Source organism: Maridesulfovibrio sp. (assembly GCF_963677005.1).
Lineage (GTDB): Bacteria > Desulfobacterota > Desulfovibrionia > Desulfovibrionales > Desulfovibrionaceae > Maridesulfovibrio.
Genome location: NZ_OY781616.1, coordinates 2,340,729 through 2,360,000 on the forward strand (window position 1 = coordinate 2,340,729; position 19,272 = coordinate 2,360,000).

Annotated in this window: 14 protein-coding genes and 2 rRNA genes (1 of these 16 cut by a window edge); 5 read left to right on the forward strand and 11 right to left on the reverse strand. The window is 49.9% G+C overall.

From position 1 onward, the window contains the following. Window positions 1–3 precede the first annotated feature (3 nt). Window positions 4–1,032, reverse strand: a complete 1,029-nt coding sequence (locus ACKU4E_RS10405; protein ID WP_320171008.1) for a phosphatidylglycerol lysyltransferase domain-containing protein — start codon at window positions 1,030–1,032, stop codon at window positions 4–6. A 144-nt stretch (window positions 1,033–1,176) separates the two neighbouring features. Between ACKU4E_RS10405 and ACKU4E_RS10410 the strand changes: the two genes are divergently transcribed. Further along, the gene (locus tag ACKU4E_RS10410) at window positions 1,177–2,121 is read left to right on the forward strand and encodes a bile acid:sodium symporter family protein (protein ID WP_320171009.1); all 945 of its coding nucleotides are present in this window, start codon (window positions 1,177–1,179) and stop codon (window positions 2,119–2,121) included. Between the two features lie 21 nt (window positions 2,122–2,142). On the opposite strand, the gene ACKU4E_RS10415 is transcribed toward ACKU4E_RS10410, so the two are convergent. Then, window positions 2,143–3,117: a hypothetical protein gene (locus ACKU4E_RS10415; protein ID WP_320171010.1), complete on the reverse strand. Its 975-nt coding sequence runs from the start codon at window positions 3,115–3,117 to the stop codon at window positions 2,143–2,145. Window positions 3,118–3,493: 376 nt separating this feature from the next. Between ACKU4E_RS10415 and ACKU4E_RS10420 the strand changes: the two genes are divergently transcribed. From ACKU4E_RS10420 to ACKU4E_RS10430, 3 genes are read left to right on the forward strand one after another with little or no spacing between them, the layout of a single operon-like run. Further along, the gene (locus ACKU4E_RS10420) at window positions 3,494–4,738 is read left to right on the forward strand and encodes a M48 family metallopeptidase (RefSeq protein ID WP_320171011.1); all 1,245 of its coding nucleotides are present in this window, start codon (window positions 3,494–3,496) and stop codon (window positions 4,736–4,738) included. Window positions 4,739–4,741: 3 nt separating this feature from the next. Beyond that, window positions 4,742–5,395, forward strand: coding sequence for an L-fuculose-phosphate aldolase (locus ACKU4E_RS10425; RefSeq protein ID WP_320171012.1), 654 nt, complete (start codon window positions 4,742–4,744; stop codon window positions 5,393–5,395). A 6-nt stretch (window positions 5,396–5,401) separates the two neighbouring features. Then, the gene (locus tag ACKU4E_RS10430; RefSeq protein ID WP_320171013.1) at window positions 5,402–6,013 is read left to right on the forward strand and encodes a MarC family protein; all 612 of its coding nucleotides are present in this window, start codon (window positions 5,402–5,404) and stop codon (window positions 6,011–6,013) included. A 2-nt stretch (window positions 6,014–6,015) separates the two neighbouring features. Here ACKU4E_RS10430 and ACKU4E_RS10435 read toward each other — a convergent pair whose 3' ends face one another. From ACKU4E_RS10435 to ACKU4E_RS10455, 5 genes are all read right to left on the reverse strand, one after another. Further along, the gene (locus ACKU4E_RS10435) at window positions 6,016–7,500 is read right to left on the reverse strand and encodes a response regulator (RefSeq protein WP_320171014.1); all 1,485 of its coding nucleotides are present in this window, start codon (window positions 7,498–7,500) and stop codon (window positions 6,016–6,018) included. Between the two features lie 359 nt (window positions 7,501–7,859). Beyond that, entirely contained in the window at window positions 7,860–8,408 is a 549-nt protein-coding gene (locus ACKU4E_RS10440) for a chemotaxis protein CheW (protein WP_320171015.1), read from the reverse strand. Between the two features lie 92 nt (window positions 8,409–8,500). After that, window positions 8,501–10,480: a methyl-accepting chemotaxis protein gene (locus tag ACKU4E_RS10445; protein WP_320171016.1), complete on the reverse strand. Its 1,980-nt coding sequence runs from the start codon at window positions 10,478–10,480 to the stop codon at window positions 8,501–8,503. A gap of 265 nt (window positions 10,481–10,745) precedes the next feature. Further along, complete coding sequence (locus tag ACKU4E_RS10450) at window positions 10,746–11,096, reverse strand: Hpt domain-containing protein (RefSeq protein ID WP_320171017.1); 351 nt, start codon at window positions 11,094–11,096, stop codon at window positions 10,746–10,748. Between the two features lie 61 nt (window positions 11,097–11,157). Continuing rightward, entirely contained in the window at window positions 11,158–12,813 is a 1,656-nt protein-coding gene (locus ACKU4E_RS10455; RefSeq protein ID WP_320171018.1) for a glycosyltransferase, read from the reverse strand. A gap of 112 nt (window positions 12,814–12,925) precedes the next feature. Between ACKU4E_RS10455 and ACKU4E_RS10460 the strand changes: the two genes are divergently transcribed. Then, the gene (locus tag ACKU4E_RS10460; RefSeq protein ID WP_320171019.1) at window positions 12,926–14,389 is read left to right on the forward strand and encodes a glutamine amidotransferase-related protein; all 1,464 of its coding nucleotides are present in this window, start codon (window positions 12,926–12,928) and stop codon (window positions 14,387–14,389) included. A gap of 60 nt (window positions 14,390–14,449) precedes the next feature. On the opposite strand, the gene ACKU4E_RS10465 is transcribed toward ACKU4E_RS10460, so the two are convergent. The 4 genes from ACKU4E_RS10465 to ACKU4E_RS10480 all read right to left on the reverse strand — a co-directional run. Then, window positions 14,450–16,069, reverse strand: a complete 1,620-nt coding sequence (locus ACKU4E_RS10465; protein ID WP_320171020.1) for an aminotransferase class V-fold PLP-dependent enzyme — start codon at window positions 16,067–16,069, stop codon at window positions 14,450–14,452. Between the two features lie 257 nt (window positions 16,070–16,326). After that, window positions 16,327–16,905 carry a pentapeptide repeat-containing protein gene (locus ACKU4E_RS10470; RefSeq protein ID WP_320171021.1) on the reverse strand — a complete coding sequence of 193 codons (579 nt, stop codon included), beginning with the start codon at window positions 16,903–16,905 and terminating at the stop codon, window positions 16,327–16,329. Between the two features lie 149 nt (window positions 16,906–17,054). Further along, window positions 17,055–17,169 (reverse strand): 5S ribosomal RNA (gene rrf / locus ACKU4E_RS10475). Between the two features lie 204 nt (window positions 17,170–17,373). After that, window positions 17,374–19,272: ribosomal RNA gene (locus tag ACKU4E_RS10480) — 23S ribosomal RNA — on the reverse strand; it runs 1,035 nt beyond the window's last position.

Genomic DNA, 19,272 nt, shown 5'->3' on the forward strand with positions numbered 1-19,272 from the left:
TTTTCAGGATTTACCCACTTCCAGTCCGCAAGCAGTTGCAGCAGCAACCATTGTATCAAACCAACCGGCATTGCTGGCGACATATACTTTCTTCCGGTTACCGCAGAATTTGGATTTATGTCTGGCATTCCCCTTGAACGGGTAGATGGATTCGCCGAACCGGAAAAAAAATTCGGAAATCTTTTTCAGTGCACCGGAGAGGTTGAACCCGCAACTCATCTCCACAAGAGGCGAAAGCCCCAGACTCAGTGTCCCGATGCCCTCGGCTTTGAATTTTTCCAGCGCACACAGGACGATGTAAGGAGATATGCCGTTTAAGGCTCCATCTTCAACCCTGTCGAAATTGTGATAGTAACCGATTACGCGGCCGGCACTGTAAATTGGATCAAATCCGGCCAGGCCAACCAACCGCTCTCCTGATCTGGCCCAGAAAAAACGAACCCCTTTCTCATCCTTACCGGGCATAGGCCGGGTAAGAAAAGAAAGCTCCCTGCCTCCCTTATTCTGCAGCCAGCTTGCACATAATCCTGAGACTTCGCGCGGATCAACCTCGGATAACTTTTTTTCCTCAACAGTTATCCCTGCCCGCAAACACTTGTTTTTCCACTGTCTAAGGGAAGCTTTCTCTCCCCCCTCAAGATTGAACGCCCCGATATCAAGCTCGGTTTCAACTCCAAGCTGATAAACCCGGAATCCGGATAAATACAACTGCCTGGCCAGATTCTCGTCTATCTGTACCAGAGTTGTTTTGCCGAGATGTCCGGCAAGCCTTTCAACAAACAGCTGCTGCAATTGTGCCGAGACAACAGGATTGGACAGCACAACAGCATGGTCACCGGAAATCAGATTTTTTGCGTTCAGCCATGCGGCAAAACCCACCCCCTCCCACAGGCTGTAGCTCATGCCGGGCTGCAATACAGAATAAGACGCGCACCTGTTTCCGTACCGCTGTAAATAATGAAACAGAAGACGGAGATTCCCCTCTGCTCTGTCATTAAGAGTCTGAATATTCAGCGCATTATTTAAATTCATTTCTACTCGCAGGTAAAAGAGATAATCTTTACTATACGCTGAAAACCGTTGTATTTTCAAGCCCCGGTTTTATTTTTCCTGCTTGCATGCATCAGAATTATGAACTACAGCAACGTCACTGCAGCACCCTGTCATGGAGGATTAATGGTGTATTCAATCTGCCGTTTCATTGAACGGCACTTTCTTCTGATAGCCGTTTTTTCAAGTTTAGCCGCGTACCTGTCCCCTCCTCTTTTTATCTGGATAAAGCCGCATATTGCATTCTGTCTCGGCGTGATCATGTTCGGGATGGGGCTGACACTTCAATTCAGCGATTTTGCTTCTGCTATCAAAAACTACAAGGCAGTATGTCTGGGCATCATCCTGCAATACACCGTCATGCCGGCCCTTGCGGTCATACTTTCATCCCTGATGGGACTGCCGCAGGAAGCCCTGATCGGAATGGTTGTCGTCGGGGCCTGTCCCGGAGGCACGGCTTCAAACGTAATCGCGCACCTTGCCGGGGCAAACGTGGCTCTTTCCGTCACCATGACCATGATCTCCACCTGCCTGGCTCCGCTGCTCACCCCTATGATAATATACGCGGTGTTAAACCAGCAGGTGGAAATTCCCCTGCTGCCCATGATAAAATCAGTATTCTGGATTGTTATTTTTCCGCTGGTTGACGGTCTTGTGCTGCGCCGTTTTCTTCGCAAAAGAATAGACCCGGTAATTCACATTTTTCCTTCGGTATCGATTATTGTCATCGCAATGCTTGTGGCCTGTATCATAGGCTTGAACAGGGATATGCTGGCGACCTTTCCGCTGCTGATTCTTGCTGCAGTGGCTCTGCACAACGCAGGTGGACTTATAGCCGGATACGGGGTGGGACGGATAGCCGGATTCGACAAACGGGACAGTCTTACTCTGGCGATAGAAGTAGGAATGCAGAATTCAGGTCTGGGGGTGGCGCTGGCAACCAAGTATTTCGGAACGGCCACAGCGCTTCCGGGAGCTCTGTTCAGCCTGTGGCATAACATCTCCGGCATAGCCATTGCCGACAGGACCAGACAGGACGGATCGGAAACACGGGACCTGCAGCCGAAATAAAAACGGCAAAGGCCGCAATTATCAGAAATCCAGCTTGATGACTTTGGAAGGCTGGCGGGAAGGAGCCTTTTTCCTGGCTTTCTTTTCAGTTCCGGCAGAAGAACCATCCAGATTGATGGATGCGGAAGATTTGTTCCCGTTTTTCCTGGCCCGTGACTTGGCTGCATCAGCAGTTGTCTGTCCCGGAGTATATCTGCTGCCGAAAACTTTGGGGCCGAGCTTGTCGGAAATCTTTTTGGCCTCGGCGTTCATGGGATTTGTCTTCAGCACCATTGCTGCGGCGTCGTATGCTTCAGTATACATGCGTTTGCCCAGAAAAAGCTTTGCCTGGCGGATATAAATACTCTCGTTGGCGCCGAATCTGCGGGATATCTCCTTGATGACATCAAGGGCCTTGTCGTGCTCAGCCATCATCTCCCAGGCCAGCAGCAGGGAAATATAAGCCCGGCTGTCATTGGGTGTCGCGGCGATGGCTCTCTCCAGATATTCAATGCCGTCAGCGGGAAATCCGGACTTGACCAGCCGACCTCCGACATCCTGCAGCAAGCCACGTTCATCCGGAAAAGCATCCGTAATCTTGCGGAAATATTTCTTGGCTTCCTTCACATTCTTTTCGGCAAGAAACTTCTGTCCGGCAAGGATGTATTTGTCGATATGGTTCTTCTGCTTTCGAACCTTCTCAACAGCGGCCTTCTCCATGGCATCCTTGATCGTGTTATGGATCTTGAGCAGCATTGCCGCGAGTTTCTTTTCCTGCCCCTTGGTGTACTTCATATTCCGGGGCAGCACCCGCTGCAATTCTTCCATGGAAAGCAACTGCCGAATCACTTCGTCAACCAGGATACCGATCTCAAACTTTTCACGTCCGAACACCTGGCTTTCAGCCAGATCATCAAGGGACAGGCTCAAGGCGTGCAGACAGCGCAGATAGTCCTTACGTTGCCCGTAGGACTTGGCGCGGGCAATATTTTCCTTGATGGTCTTGGGTGAACTCATATGACTCCCTTTATAATCCTGGACATCTGCCCGGACTTAACACTTACTTTTTATTCTGCAAACCGTCGTTACTTGACAGCGCAATCTGATTCCCGAAAAACAATGGCTGAAAGACAGAGAAAAAATTTATTTCACAGAAAAATGCTGCTCTGCTGACCTTACAAACCACACGCTTTGCACTGTGGCTGTTTAATATATAATTCTTTACACTAAGTCCGACATTGTCAAGACCGGATACAGATACCAGCGGTCAGTACAACCCCGTGACGGGAAGCTGAGATGCAATTGACGCCAAAGCCTGCGAAAGGTAGTTTCGCCATGATTTCTCTGCAAGTCAGCCGTTGCAAACACTGAAAACCGGAATTAAGTACCACCGATGAACATCTATTTATTTATCATAATATTCTCACTGGCAGGAGCTTTCTTTCTCGGGCTTACAGCCCGCCAGCTCAATCGCAAAGCACTTTCACCCATTCTACCACAAGAATTCACAGGCATATTCGACCCTGATGAGTATAGCAGATCGCAGGCCTATGCGAAAACGGAAATGGGCTTTGAAAATATAACCGGAGCACTGAGTACCGCCGCCACAATCCTGTTCATAATTTTCGGAGGATTCAATGCAATTGATCTCCTGGCACGCAGTTTCGGGTTCGCGGACATAGGCACCGGCCTGATATTCTTTGCATGTCTGGGACTGCTGAGCGAACTGCTCTCCCTGCCCTTCTCCCTGTACCATACTTTTGTGATCGAAGAAAAATTCGGATTCAACAAAACCGACCTGAAAACCTTTGTCACGGATAAAATAAAAGGCTGCCTGCTCACCGTTATCATCGGAGGCATAATTCTCGGCGGAATACTGCTTTTCTTCAATGCCGCGGGAAAAACCGCATGGCTGTGGTGCTGGATATTCACCGTGCTCATCACCATCGGCGTGCAGTACATCGCCCCGGCCTGGATTCTTCCGCTATTCAACAAGTTCACTCCCATCGAGGATGGGGAACTGAAAGATAAAATCGAAACTTTTGCGGCTGCAAACGGTTTCGAACTCAACGGCATTTTCATGATCGACGGTTCAAAACGCTCCACAAAGGCCAACGCCTACTTTACCGGATTCGGCAAAAAGAAACGAATCGCTCTGTTCGATACCCTTGTACAAGAACTTGGCGCAGACGAAATCGTTGCCGTACTGGCCCATGAAATAGGGCACTGCAAGCTCGGTCATATTCGCAAAATGATGATTATGAGCATTTTGAATACCGGGGTGGTCTTTCTGCTCATGTCTTTCTTCCTCGGCAACAGTCAGCTTTTCGCGGCCTTCGGAATGGAACATATCTCAGTCCATGCCGGGCTTGTTTTCTTTGCACTCCTCTACACTCCCGTTTCACTGGTGCTTTCAATCTTCAGCAACATCCGCTCACGCAAGCACGAATATGAAGCGGACAATTTCTCCGCTGAAAAAACAGGACACCCGGAAGCTCTGATCAGCGGTCTGAAAAAGCTGTCGGTAAGCAGCCTTTCAAACCTGACCCCGCATCCTTTCTATGTATGGCTGGAATACAGTCATCCCCCTGTTATAAAGCGCATCGAAAATCTGAAATCATTCAAACAGGAGGCCTAGCCCGTGCTGCTCAAAAAAGAAAGGGAACTGGTGGTGGAATACGGCCGCAAACTGCTGCGTGCGGGACTGACAACGGGAACCGGCGGAAATTTAAGCATAGTAAACAGGGAAAAAGGGTTCATGGCCATCAGCGCGAGCGGACTGAATTATCTGGACGCCACCCCGAAAGATGTTGTCCTGATGGATCTTGACGGGAATATCGTCGAGGGTGAACGCAAACCTTCGAGCGAACACGGCTTTCACTCCATACTTTACAAACAACGGGAAGACATAAACGCGGTTGTGCACACCCACTCTGTCTACGCCACAACGGTCGCCTGCCTGAACATGGAACTGCCCGCTGTCCATTATCTGGTGGGTTTTTCAGGCAGAAAAGTGCCTCTCGCCCCATACGCCACCTTCGGCAGCCCGGAACTTGCCGGATACGTGGCCGAGACCATAGGAAATTACAACGCCGTGCTGCTCGCCAACCACGGACTGATCACTGTGGGTAAAGCTATCGGCAACGCCTTTGACGCTGCGGAAGAACTGGAACTTGTTGCCAGAATTTATATTCAGGCCCTTTCAGCCGGAAAACCGGTCCTAGTGCCTGACGAAGAGATGGACCGCGTGATTGATAAATTTTCCACTTACGGACAGGCCGGGGGAAAGGAGTAGCGATTCATGAATGCTTTTTTTCAGACCGGTGTTTTCGAAATAGCATTTCCCCTGTTCCTGATAATGGACCCGCTGGGCAACCTGCCGGTCTGCCTGTCCATGCTCAAGGATTTCTCGCCGCGCAGACAGCGCCGAATCCTCCTGCGTGAACTTCTCTTTGCCTTATTCATCACGGTTCTGTTCATGTACCTCGGAGCCGGGCTGATGAATGTGCTGAACATTCACCAGTCAACGCTGCGAATAGCCGGAGGGGTGATCCTGTTCATAATCTCCATGAAAATGATCTTCCCGAAAACGGATGGAAATGCGACGGAAGCGGAGAAGGACCCTTTCATAGTCCCCATTGCAGTTCCCCTTTTCGCCGGACCTTCCCTGCTTGCCGCAGTAATGGTTTACGGCTCAAGAGGGGACGGAAACCTGACTGTTCTGTCCGGAGTCCTGCTGGCCTGGGGAGCATCCGTCATCATCATGCTTACCGGCCCGGCACTGGCCCGGCTGCTGGGTCAAAGAGGACTGCGGGCCTGTGAAAGACTTATGGGCCTGATTCTTATTCTGCTGTCAGTACAAATGCTTGAGGACGGAATAGCATATTACATAAACCACTTATTGAAGCCATAGGATCAACTTCCGCCAAGAAGCCTGTCCATTGCGGCTTTCAAAGCTTCGGCGCGCACAGGCTTGGCAATGAATTCTGCAACGCCAAGTTCTTCCAGTTTCGCGGTGTCGCTTTCCGCCCCGTAAGCGCTCATCACTATGATGGGAAGCCGGGCTGCAGGCGCGTCCATTTCACGTATCCGTGCAATGGCCTCGTATCCGCTCAGTTCCGGCATGTGGATGTCCATCAGCACAAGATCACAATCCTGCTCGGCAAGGAATTTGAGCACGTCAGAGCCGTTACTTGCAGTGCGCACCTGATATCCCCAGTTTTCGAGAGTACGCCGCATAAAAAACTGGCTGCTCATATCATCCTCTGCCAGCAGAATATTCCCGCCCTCCACAGGCACATCCCGCACAAATGGAGCCGAATTCTCCGAATTGCCGGATACAGCATCGGAACCTGCGGTCTCACCCGAGAGTCCGCGCAGGAAATTATTTACAGCCGTCTTCAGCCGCCGTATCAAATGCTTGCTTTTACCGACATACTCCCTGGCCGCAGGCGTAAGGTCTTCTCCTTCCAGAATCTGCAGACTCCCGGTTATCCCGGCCAGAGGCGTACGCAGTTCATGGGATAGATTCTCAAGCATTGCCAAGTCGCAACATCCTTCCTTTGAAATATTTTCTCCGACAGGAGGGCACTCCCGCGCGTAGCCTACAATATACTCAGGGTTGCCGAAACTGTCCCGATGCAGGTGATGCCTTACATTAAGGCAAAGATCATTTCCCCGGCTGTCCGCGACAGTAAAATTGAAGCAGCCTCCCTCTTCGCCTCTTTGTAATGCTTCTATGTCATTCAGAACGATTTCCGCCGCCTGCGGATTCAAAAAATTATACACATTCATGCCGACGCAGACCTCCGGGTCCGATGCACCGGCGTATGAAGCAAACACGCTGTTCACCCGCAGGAAATTTCCCTTCAAATCCATGATGAGAACCGAGTCCGGGGAACTGTTCATTACAGAGTCCAGGTATCGTTTTTCCCTGCACAGGTCGTTCTCAAGTTTTATCAATGCACTGGAGTTTACAACAACCACAGAACATCCGGCAGGTTTACCGTGTTCGTCGCGTACAAGAACGGCTGTATGGACAAGGACGCACGTCTTACCGTCAGGCATATCCACTTTGGTCTTGAAACTGCATTTTCCCATTCCTGCGGCCAAAGACCGGAAGACGGTCCCATTTAATCCGAGAGTTGAAGAATCTATATTGTAGAAGGAAGGACTACAGCACGTATCTTTATTGAGACCGGGCAGTACGGATTCCTCTCCTCCTGAAAAAACAATTTCCCCGGAGAGGTCCGTTATGTAGTAGCCTATACCGGCCGCGGATATGGCCTCGCAAACAGCCTTTTTTCTACACGTAGCCCCCGCCCCGGCTCTGCGCAGATATAGAATTACAACAGTACAAACCGCTGCAAGGCATAATCCCCCGGCAGTCAAAGCTCCCACACTGTTTTCATCCAGAAATGTGCCCGCAGAAAAAGCGGCACAAACGAGCCCCCCCGCATACAATGCTGGATATATATTTTTCATATAATATTAACCCGTCAGTAAATTAGCTTGTCAGTCTATCGGTACATCAGCCGAAAAATATAATTTATAAAAAAGTGTATTGAACATGAGGCACATTTTCAAGCAATAATCGTTTTTGAGACACTTTGCGGATTAAAACAGCTGGCTCTGCCGGGAACAGCAAGGATATGAAGTCCGGTTTCATCAAAAAAAACAGCCCGCCATTTGTTAAACGGCGGGCTGTCCAATTCAATTCTTTGCACCGTAGCGGTACACAGAAAGAGCAAGGAAACGATTTAAAGACTCAAGGTCATTCCCTGCGATCCCCCTGAGTCCTGAACGGCTTCTCCGGAAGGTGAATCCTGCTGCACATTCCTGAGCATTGCCAATTCCTCAACCGAAAGAATCTTGTTGATATCAAGGATGATAACAAACTCATCGTCCTGTTTGCCCATGCCCCGGATGAATTCAGTCTTGATTGTCGTGCCCATTCTTGGAGGCTCTTCAATCATGTTTTCCGTAAGCTCGATAACTTCCCTTACAGAGTCGGCCAGAGCACCCATGACAGTTCCTTCGCCATCAAAAACGACCTCGACTATGATGATGCAGGTGTTGATGGTGTCCTCAGTCCTGCTCATGCCGAACTTGAGACGCATATCAACGACCGGAACGGCGTGCCCCCGCAGATTGATGACTCCCCGCATGAACTTGGGGGTTCTCGGAATACGGGTAATGGGTGTCAGTTCCAACACCTCCCTTACACTGGAGATATCCAGAGCATAGACGTCCTTGTTCAGTGTAAAGGTCAGATACTGGTTAGTCGTGCTATTTATTTCAGCGCTCATCCTTACCACCTGCTTTTTAATATATCCGAAGACTGCACATACCTTGTCCTCTATGGACTATAGTATAAAAGGATGTTCTCAGCCAGAGTTTATCAGAATTTTTCGAAATCACCGTCCGAAAAATCGCTGCCCAAATCGAGAGACACGCCGGATTCATCTGAAGCAGAGGAGGATCTCCTGAAATCGGAAGGCATTGAGCTCGGTCTCGGCTTTTGCGGTGCAGGCAATGCCCTGACCTGCCTTACCGGCTGCTGACTCACCCGGAAGAAGCTCATAACCTGCTGCAACTGTTCAGCCTGGCTGGAAAGTTCTTCGGATGTGGAAGCCATTTCCTCGGATGCGGAAGCATTCTGCTGCGTAACCTGATCAAGCTGCTGCACAGCCTTGTTGATCTGCTCCGCACCGGAAAGCTGCTCACCGCTGCCGGCTGCAATCTCCTGCACCAGTTCGGCAGTACGCCTGATATCCGGAACAAGCCGCTTGAGCATTTCACCGGCCTTTTCAGCCACACCGACAGTACTTGAAGAAAGCTCACCGATCTCCCCGGCTGCTGCGCCGCTGCGTTCAGCCAGTTTCCGGACTTCTGCGGCGACCACGGCAAATCCCTTCCCATGTTCGCCTGCACGGGCCGCTTCAATGGCCGCATTGAGTGCCAGCAGGTTGGTCTGGCGGGCAATCTCTTCTATTATGGATATTTTCTCGGCAATATTCTTCATGGCATCCACCGCGCGGGCTACGGCTTCACCGCCTTCCTCTGCCTGAGAGGAAGCCTGGAGAGCGATCTGCTCGGTCTGGTGGGCATTGTCAGCGTTCTGCCTGATATTGGCCGTCATCTCCTCCATGGAAGCGGAGACTTCTTCTACATTGGCCGCCTGCTCGGTTGAAGCCTGGGAAAGACTTTCCGCAGTAGCGGAAAGCTCTTCACTGCCGGAAGCAACATTCTCGGACGAACTGCTCACTTCCGCAACAACGGAGGAAAGTCTGGCTACCATATCATTAAGCGCGGCCGCCAGAATCCCGATTTCATCCCGCTGCTCAATATCAAGAGTCCTGGTAAAATCACCGCGGGACATATTTTCCGCAAACTCAACGCCCTTGCTTACAGGTCCCGTTATCGCACGGGTGACAGTAATGGAAATAATCACACCGCAAAGGAGTGCCAGCCCCAATCCTCCAAGAATAAGATAAAAGGAAAAGGACATGATGGCGTTAGCAGCTTCCTGCTGTGCATCCTTTATTTTCGAACCGAGGTCGAAAGCATCCGCACCGATGGAAGCCATATTCTTCAACTCAACAGCCTGACTCTCTGATTTTTCAACAAGAACGTTGAAACTATCAAGATAGGAGCGAACAGCTTTTTCGAGCACGGAAATATTCCAACCGGAAGCGGTGCTCACCCATTCATTGCGTTTGAGGTCACCGCAGATATCAAGGATGCTGTTTAATTCCCGGCGGACTTCCTTTACATGCTCTTCCCTGCCTGACCGCAGGAATGAATTGACCAGTGTCCGGGCATTGCGGAAAAGTTTATCCGCATCAACCAGAGAAGTATATGCCTCGAACACGGCAACAGCATCTGCGGAACCGGAACCGCTCTCGAAATTTTTATGCAGATATTGATGGCCCTGCTTTTCCATCTCGGAAACAGCACTGCCAAGATTTTCGGCGGCAGTAAGACAAATGCTCACAGCTTCTTTCTTTTCCTTGCCAAACCCGGCATATGCCTTGAAGCTCTTTGCGTATTCCGAAGCTTTGGATTCAACATCCTTTACGTCCGCAAGCCCTTTGCCGCTGAAGAGCGACTCGTTTGCAGAAAGATTGTTCGCCACTTCCGATATGGCCGCGTTGAATTTATTTTCATATTCCGATGTCCCACTAAGAGTGTAGTAAAGAACCATCAGCCTCGAATTATACATGTCGACAACAGCTTTGCTGACAACCTCAGTACGGGCATTTTCTTTGGCAACACCGCTGAGCCCATACCATCCGACCCCTCCGACAACTACAGCAAGAAGCAGTACAAGAACGAAACCGCCTCCGATTTTCCATCCAAGCTTCAAATTCTTGAACATCGATATTTCTCCGGGATTTTATTAAGACAACTCTGAACCGGGCATAAAACGCATAGGTGTACTCACTGCGACTACAACTGAGTGATAACGGATGTCAATGGCGTTATTGGATTTTTTGCTAAATTGCAACTGCATCTTCAATACGTTGACAATAGCACCTAAGTTCCTTCCGGCACCAAATATGCCATAGAAGCAGGTCTTCAAAAAAATGAGGATAAAAAGAATCGGACTTGAAAAAGTGCAGAACGCCCGCAGCAGTTCTATGCTAAGCGGACAAAGCAGTTGCAATGGCCTGCAGCACCAGCTTCAACTCATTTTCAATCTCGGGGATAAGGAGCCCCGCCTTTTCAAGGTCGCCCTGTCGTGCAGCCCTCTCGGCACTGCCGGACAAAGATGAAACCCTTTCAGCCCGTATGGTGGCGGAAATACCTTTCAAGGCGTGGGAAAATTTTACTGCCAGCACCTGGTCATCCTCTTCAAGGGCCTTGACCAGCGAATTGAAACGCTGGGGAGCATCGTCCAGATAAACGGTAAGAATTTCCGCACCGAGTTCCTTGTCTCCGCCCAGATGGGCATAAAAGGCTGACGTATTTAAAACGACCCCAGAGGCGTCCATCGCCTTCCTCCTTGCTCACAGATATGAATATGACCCGATCCCTGACTATAAGATAACATAATCAGTCCTCACTAACCAATTCAAAATACCGGGGTAATTCGGTGCCGATCTTGCGGTGGAAGAAACGCTCGCGTCCTTCCGCAGCAGCAAGCAAACGAGCGTGCTTCAGTTCCTCCATTCCTTCGGTCAACCTGAAGGCCTTCAGGCTGGTTATACCGACATCCGCACTCGTCCTCCAGTCATCTGGAGCATGCAGAGAAAGATGGGAAAGAAAACCCAGCCGTGTCGGCTCAGCACCTTTTACTCCGGAAAAAACTGCGTCCAGTTTTTTGAAAACAGCAAGACTGCCCGGAACCAGATACAGTGCGGCAAAGTAGCAGTCTGCAGCGCAGGAAGGGATTCCCTTCACTTCATTAAAGGTCACACCGGACCGAACCGTATTCCCCGTTCTGCAAAGCTCATCTCCCCAGAGAAGCAGAAGCGAGACTTCATCAGCAGGCACGGAAGCTTTTTCCCCAGGATTTCTTGTTCTCCAGGAATACCAGAAATGTTTCGCTATATCCCACATGCCGAGCTTCAGAGCGGCAAGGGATGCGGACATACAAAAATAGCAGTCAAACTCCAGATCCTGCCGGACCATATACGACCGCGCCACATCCAGAAAAAGATCCTTGAGCCCACTTACAGCAAAGATGCGCAACAGGACTCCGTCCCGCCTAAAATCCTGCGGCAGAGCCAGCAATCTTTTAATAAGCCCGGGCCAATCTGTTACAGGATCACCGGCCTCGCCCAGAGCCGCTTCCACGAGGCAGAGCAGTAGCCCGGCTTCTGTTTCAGAAACCGACCGCTTTTCCAGACCTTCCGCAAAATCAAGAATCGCAGCCGCACGATTATCCGGCAGATGGTCACGCATAACCCGTTCATAACCGGCAAGACCCATCATTGCGGCATAGTCGGGGTCACGCTCAAACCGATCCAGAATCTCCTTCAATTCCAGAACATCATCGTAAACCATGATCTCACGCCCGATATCGAAAAGCTCTCCCAGTTCGGGACCTGCGTCCGGGGTGACCATTGCACAGCCACAGGAGCAGGCTTCGAACAAACGGAAATTCACTTCCCCGAAAATTGATTCATTGGGCACAACCCGTGTCTGCCTGTAGACCTCCATCATTGCGCTGTAATTAAGACCTTCTACAAGATGCAGGTTGTAACCGCTCTTCAGGAAATCAACAAACCATTGCCGGGCCCGGCGCTCCGGGGACACCCTGCCCACGAAAGTAAGATCGTGCTCGCGCTTCCCGTATGGAATCAGACCTGCTGCCGTACCTGTTTCCGGCCCCGGATGCCCCCCCATCCACGGCATCCAATGTATTTTCGCCTCGCAGCACTTTTCCAGTCGCGAAACATATTTTTTCTGGGTGGTCAGAACTCCGTCGAATAAAGACCCGTAAAGACCGTGCCAGTGCATATTGAGATGCGTATCCACCGACCAGAATATTTTCAGACAATCCAGTTCCCGCAGCCCGGTAAGAAAAACCCTGCGCCCCAGATTTTCCTGTTGCAAAATGATATCCGGAACGAATTCCAGTTCCGCGAGTTTCGCAGCAACATCGAAATACCGCTCCGTGCTGTGCACGCTGCGAACTTCACACCCGAGCCTGCCGAACGCATTCACCATCGGCTGCCTGCAATTGATCAGGAAAAGTCTTTTCATGGGAATCATATACGCCAACGTCACAAAATTTTAAAGCTGTTACAGCCCAATAAGATTGCCATGCTACTGCGGCTGTGTTTACATCGAAAGAAAAATCCGGAGGTCGCCGACCATGAAACAGGTATTTACAATAATCCTCATTATTCTCTGTCTGGGCATCACGATTGCGTCTGCGGACACGACAATCCCAGCACTGAACACAAACCCATGTCAGGACGTCATAGTAACCAGGACAACGCCGCTGCTTTCATTCAAAAAAAACAGCCCGGATGCATCCAGATACGAAATACAGCTGGACTTAAGCAAGTCATTCGACTCCAAGGCCCTGCGCAGTTACAGCATTAACTCTTCCGAAGAAAAAGTGGACGCTTTTCAGGTTCCGGACAAAACGCCCCTAAAGGACAAAAGCCTCTGGTGGTGGAGAGTCCGCGCCCTGTCTGCAAGCGGCAAGGCCGGAAAATGGGCTGTAAGCAGGTTCTTTGTGGATACAGAAAGCGATGACCGTTATTCGGGGCTGCAAAGAATCATTCCAGTGTCCGTAAAGGCCGGAAGCGGTTCCAACCCGGAATACCTGACCGACTACAGCGATGCCGGGCTTAACAGCCAGTGGCGTGCAGCCCCTCCCGGCCCCAGAGAAGAATGGATTGAACTCGACCTCGGCAGACCGGTCACTGTTTCACGCGCCTGGATGCTTTCGGAATTCGGAAATCCCGATGGATGGATAAATGATTTTCATTGGCTCTCCAGCAACGACGGCACAGAGTGGGAACCAGTTCCGGGCGGGAAAGTCAGCAACTCGGACACCTACAGGATAATACAGGACGTTACCCCCAATAAAGCCCGCTTCTGGCGGCTGGTAATTACCCGTTATACCGGTTACGCCCCGGCGCTCAACGAGCTGATGCTCTTTACGCCTGCCGAACCGGAGATTCCGAATGTGCCGGAAAAACCTTATGTCATGGTTATCGGCAATCAGCGAAACGGTTATACCTTCACAAGACTTGTCCAGCGGATTGAAGAACTGATCCCGGACTTAAAAGTTATCCGGATTCCGTACTGGAAAGCCGACATGGCAATGATCAAAAATCTTCCTAACAAACCGGCGGCCATCATACTCAGCGGAAACAATGCCGATTACAACAACCTGCCCATGTTCGAATACAACGGCGAATACGAGATTATCCGTAGGGCGGATATTCCCATACTGGGCATCTGCGCAGGCTGCCAGATGAACGCTTTCGCCAGTGGATACACCCGCGTGCACTCCATGGGCTGGTCCGATATATCCGCCATGCAGAAACCAAATGAACGAACAATAATAAATAAGAAAATTGCTGACCCGATCTTCAAGGACGTCCGTGATAATTTTGTTGCACCGGAGGTTCATGGGTGGGCAATCTATTCTCTACCGGACAACTACGAGGTAATTGCCCGTTCCGATTACATTCAGGCCATCCGGCGTAAGGATAAAATGCGCTACGGAGTACAGTTCCACCCTGAGATCAAGGAATCATACAATCAGGCTGAATCGGTGCTGCGCAACTTTCTCAACACCTGCCTGAACAAATCGAAATAACATTAAAAAAGCCGCAGTGCTCAGCGCACTGCGGCTTCATAATTATCAACAAGTGATTAATCAGGCGTAAGCCCTGTGCACGGTATTGTTCGCCAGTTTACCCTTGCCCATGGCCTTGATGACATCAACTGTTGCACGTACCGCGTCTTCAACATCCTGTGCGGTGTTGCAGAATGTGGGAGAAATACGCACAAGGTCGTGTCCCAGAACATGCAGGTTGGCAATGGCAAGCCCGTGCTGCTCGTAGACATTCTTGACCACATCACCGGCCTTTATTCCGTCCGGAGTCCTGAACAGAAAAACGGAACTGCGCAATTTGTCATTAGCGGTAGGCGTGGAGATCCATTTGTATGCTTCCTTGGCCTTAAAATCCGGATAAATTTCCGGAAGGTAGCGGAAGAGAGCTTCCTTCGTCCGTGACCCAAGGTAGTGGATACGCTTCTCTATTTTTTCCGGGTTTACATTCGGATGAAATTTCCCGGTATGGAACAGTGCGGTAATCCAGGTTGAAACCAGTGTGGCATCATTCTGCTGGCCGAGATACGAAAAACGCTTGGCATTCGGATCAATCTGCCCAGTTGCAGCCTTGAAACCGTAATCTTCCGGAGTCATGATGTGTTCATCATATCCCCATTCGCTGGGGGTGAACCTTTCAGCCGCGCCATGCTTGTTGTTCATGTACAGCACGCCGACCATTTTCGGACCGCAGGGCCATTTATGGAAACTTCCGGCAATGCTGTCCACATCCAGACTGGCGAGCTTGAGGTCCAGCACTCCGAACGTCTGGGCACTGTCCGCATGGATATGCATTTCACTGTTTATCTTGCGAAGCTCGTGGACGATCCGCTCCATGGGCAGCAGCATGCCGCACTCGTTGGACTGCCAGGAAAGGGTTACTACCTTGGTATTCCTGTCGACCATGGCCAGAATGGCCTTGACGACATCGTCTTCGCTTCTCGGGTCGGAGGGCATGATTCCGCGCCGAGCTTCGTCTTCCGAGACGCTGTTCGAAAACATCTTTGTCTGAACTGTCCTTACTGACCCTTCAGCCCACCCCTGAGTGGCCTTTCTGTATTCCCAGGCCTGATAGTTGGTCGGATGGTTAACGTCCCACACAACAACATTATCTTTTTGCGGATCAAAGAAACCGGAGGTTACCAGCCCGTTGTTGATGAAGTTGTTTCCCTGCGTGCTGTTGGAGACCAGCGCCATCAGATAATCGGCCTGATATTTCTGTTTCTCCAGCCCGAACCACTGCTTGATGGCCTCAAGACCGTATCCAAGGCTAGCTTCGGCGAGTTCCCCACGCATGGGAAAGGAAATATCCTTTGCAAGCATATCCTGAACCAGAGCAACCATGTCTTGAACGGGTTTCATGGACGGGCAGAGGTTTGCGGAGTTGACGGAAACACAGGTGTACTTGGCCCGGTCAAAATAACTGTTTACCAGCCTGTCCCACTGAGCATTATTCTCGGCCGCAAGTTTATCTGCCGAGAACTGTTTTCCATCAGCTGAGCATTTGGCAATGTAGGCTTCAATCTCTTTCAAAGCCTGAACCTTACCTTTGCTGAGGCTCTCACCGTCGCCCTTACCGCTTTTAGCCAGAACGAAATCAGGAATCATCAGGACGCTGCCAAGTCCTATTCCAAGTCCAAAAAATTCACGACGCGAAAATTTCATAATCAGGTACTCCTTGAGTTACATACAGAAGTAAAAATCTATTATTGGAGCGACCATACATTATCACGAAAGAGATTCATAGGAGGTATTAAAAATTATCAAACGCAAAATTACAGCCTACGCAACTGAGCTTTATCTTAACATCAGAAATTAAGTTAACCAGCAATATTCCGACAGGCCGCCGCACGTTTGTGCAGCACAGCTATTTTGATCGAAATATTATCCCCCTCATCTCTAAAGTAATATTTCATTTCAATCTATTTCAGAACAATATCAAGGTTTGCCAGTAAAGAAACAGCTTCCGGCAGTGAGAAACAGGTCTTCGTAAGCTTATTTGTTTCTGCATTCATAAAATAATTACGTGATGTACTGAAATCGGCACGGCTCATATCTGTCTGATGAAATTGGCACCCGGAAAAATCGCAGTTATCAAACTTAATCCGAGCCAACTTGCAATCAGCAAAAGAGGCATCCCTTAGGGAACAGTCTTCAAATCCGACTTTAGTCAAGTTCATGCCACTGAAGGAGCACCTGTCCATCAAGCAATTATAAAACCGTGCGATTATGACAGGCCCCAGATTACCCCAGTTTATCCCCAGCAGCTTGGAACCGTTGAACTCGGAGTCTATTACTTTGGTACTGTTAAAAACAGCCAAGGCAAGATTGCAGTCATCGAAAACGCACTCCTGGAACTCACATTCCCTGAATTCAGCATACTGAAAATCTGCCTGCTGGAATTTACACCTGTAAAAACTGACTTCCTTCAAAGTCCGTTCTTCCATAGCAATATTCTGGAACAAAACATCCTCATACGATCCACTATTATTTATATCCATCAACTACTCCTGATTTTATAAGCAGCCTTTCTAGTACGCTTCTAAATTTCAAGGTGCAATCCATCGAGTATCAAACATTCCCCCCATGCTCCAAACGCCGAAAAGCCCGCACAACTTTCGTAGTGCGGGCTTTTGCAGAAACAAAAAAGTCCTTGCGACGACCTACTTTCCCACCAGCTACCTGGCAGTATCATCGGCGAAGGAGGGCTTAACTTCCGAGTTCGGAATGGGGTCGGGTGTGGCCCCTCCTCAATGGTCGCAAGGACAAATATGTTGATCCGTAAGGATCGAAATATATGTCGAATAGAGAACCTACTTCCTTAATTTTGCGTAGTGTGCGTCAGATGTGGATTTTTCGATTCGAGACCGGATGCGAAGTGTATCCTTAATACACGAGCAGTCGATCTTGAATTTAAAAATTCGCAGATGGCGTGCAATACGCGAAATTAAAGTTATAGGGAAGAGAAGAAAGATAAGTCGCACGATTTATTAGTACCGGTCAGCTGAATGTGTCACCACACTTACACTTCCGGCCTATCAACCAGGTGGTCTACCTGGAATCTTCAGATGCTAAAGCATAGGGAGAACTAATCTCAAGGCAGGCTTCCCGCTTAGATGCTTTCAGCGGTTATCCCTTCCGAACTTAGCTACCCTGCAATGCCGCTGGCGCGACAACAGGAACACCATAGGTTCGTCCACCCCGGTCCTCTCGTACTAGGGACAGACCCTTTTCAATTCTCCTACGCCCACGGTAGATAGGGACCAAACTGTCTCACGACGTTTTAAACCCAGCTCGCGTACCACTTTAATCGGCGAACAGCCGAACCCTTGGGACCTGCTTCAGCCCCAGGATGTGATGAGCCGACATCGAGGTGCCAAACCGCATCGTCGATGTGAACTCTTGGATGCGATCAGCCTGTTATCCCCGGCGTACCTTTTATCCTATGAGCGATGGCCCTTCCATGCGGGACCACCGGATCACTAAGACCAACTTTCGTTCCTGCTCGACATGTCTGTCTTACAGTCAAGCTCCCTTATGCCTTTGCACTCGACGGCTGGTTTCCAATCAGCCTGAGGGAACCTTTGCAAGCCTCCGTTACTCTTTGGGAGGCGACCGCCCCAGTCAAACTACCCACCAGACACTGTCTCCAAGCCGGATAACGGCGTTGGATTAGAATTCAAGAATATCAAGGGTGGTATTTCAAGGATGGCTCCACAGACACTGGCGTGCCCGCTTCAAAGCCTCCCACCTATCCTACACATGATAGCCCTAAACCCAATGTCAAGCTATAGTAAAGGTGCACAGGGTCTTTCCGTCTTACCGCGGGTAACCGGCATTTTCACCGGTAATTCAATTTCACTGAGTCTCTGGTTGAGACAGTGGGGAGATCGTTACGCCATTCGTGCAGGTCGGAACTTACCCGACAAGGAATTTCGCTACCTTAGGACCGTTATAGTTACGGCCGCCGTTTACTGGGGCTTCGATTCGGAGCTTCGAACAAGTCTAACACCTCCTCTTAACCTTCCAGCACCGGGCAGGCGTCAGTCCCTATACATCGTCTTACGACTTAGCAGAGACCTATGTTTTTAGTAAACAGTCGCCCCCCCCGATTCTCTGCGGCTCTCGAAAGCTTAGAAAGTAAATCTCGTCACTCTCAAGAGCATCCCTTCTCGCTAACTTACGGGATCATTTTGCCGAATTCCTTAACCAGAGTTCTCTCAAGCGCCTTGGTCTACTCGACCCGACTACCTGTGTTGGTTTGCGGTACGGTCTGCAAATGCTAAACTTAGAAGATTTTCTAGGCAGTCTGGAATTACTCACTTCAAACGTGAAGTTACGGCATCACATCTCGGGATAGAGGATCACGGATTTGCCTATGATCCATCCCTACATGCTTACACCGGGACATCCAACACCCGGCTGAGCTATCCTTCTGCGTCCCTCCGTCGCACACAATTGCAGGTACGGGAATATTAACCCGTTTTCCATCGACTACGCCTTTCGGCCTCGCCTTAGGGACCGACTAACCCTGGGAAGATTAACTTTACCCAGGAAACCTTAGTCTTACGGCGAACGAGTTTCTCACTCGTTTTATCGTTACTCATGCCAGCATAATCACTTCTCATTAGTCCAGCGAACCTTCCGATTCACCTTCATCCCATCTGAGAACGCTCTCCTACCGATGCGTCAAAGACGCATCCCGTAGCTTCGGTACCATGCTTAGCCCCGTTACATTTTCGGCGCAGAATCGTTAGACCAGTGAGCTATTACGCTTTCTTTAAAGGATGGCTGCTTCTAAGCCAACCTCCTGGCTGTCTATACAACTCCACCACCTTATCCACTGAGCATGGATTTAGGGACCTTAG